This window comes from Gluconobacter sp. P1D12_c, assembly GCF_018812105.1.
Lineage (GTDB): Bacteria > Pseudomonadota > Alphaproteobacteria > Acetobacterales > Acetobacteraceae > Gluconobacter > Gluconobacter oxydans_A.
Genome location: NZ_JACSIQ010000078.1, coordinates 1 through 784, shown reverse-complemented (window position 1 = coordinate 784; position 784 = coordinate 1). Strand labels below are relative to the sequence as shown.

Annotated in this window: 2 protein-coding genes; both read right to left on the bottom strand. The window is 43.7% G+C overall.

Features of this window, described 5'->3' with window-relative positions; genetic code table 11:
* Positions 1–93: 93 nt before the first annotated feature.
* Positions 94–354 (bottom strand): hypothetical protein, encoded by a 261-nt coding sequence (locus KP705_RS15610; protein WP_215764835.1) that lies wholly within the window; start codon positions 352–354, stop codon positions 94–96.
* On the bottom strand, positions 351–784 hold a 434-nt coding region (locus KP705_RS15605), incomplete at its 5' end, for a hypothetical protein (RefSeq protein ID WP_215764833.1). The genes KP705_RS15610 and KP705_RS15605, both read right to left, overlap by 4 nt.

Here is a 784-nt window from a genome sequence, read left to right as displayed (position 1 = left end):
TTTCAGCCCCCTTTTTTCAAAAGGTGGACTTACTACACAATTTGCAAGCAAATTGTCGTAAGCTGAAGAAGGAAACCCCTTCTTCAGATATATTCAGAAAGCTTCTTTTTTTGTCGGTAATGGCACATTTGGCTGACCGACAAACCATTCGTAGAGTGAAGGATCACTCGGAAGGCGAAGTGTCTCTAGAAGCACTTCATTATCTCGCACTATAGAAAATTCAAAAAATTCATCTAAATTTTCATCATGTAATTCCTTAAGATTTTTCCAAATTTTCATAGTTTCTAAGTCGTTTGAATGAGAAATTATAAATGTATTTTGGCATGCAATATGGAATCGTTCGTTAGTTTTCATAATTTTCCTCCTTCTATAACTTCAAGATTAAATCCCGGCTTTGGTATTGTAGAAAGTTCTTCTTGTGTAGCACGACTACCTACTTCAGCAACGTGGCGGTTCATGTAGTAGCGGACAAGACCCGGCCCTCGCATACCGGCTACCTTTTCGCGCTCGGAGAAAATCGCACCGAACTTCACCAGTTCATTCATGATGGCTGTAACTTCGTTGACCCGAATTCCGACTTTTTCGGCGATTTCTTCGCGGGTTAGCATGATCTGTCCGGTATGTGGGAACAGGTGGTCGAACAAGAGCGTCCAGACGTCCACGGCCTTCATTGGACGTTTACTGTTCTTCATWAGCCACAAGGTGACAGCACGGTTCTGTGCGGGACGGATCATAACAAACGGCTCCGTTGTTCCGGGGGCTGGGGTAGTAATGCGTTGAACGG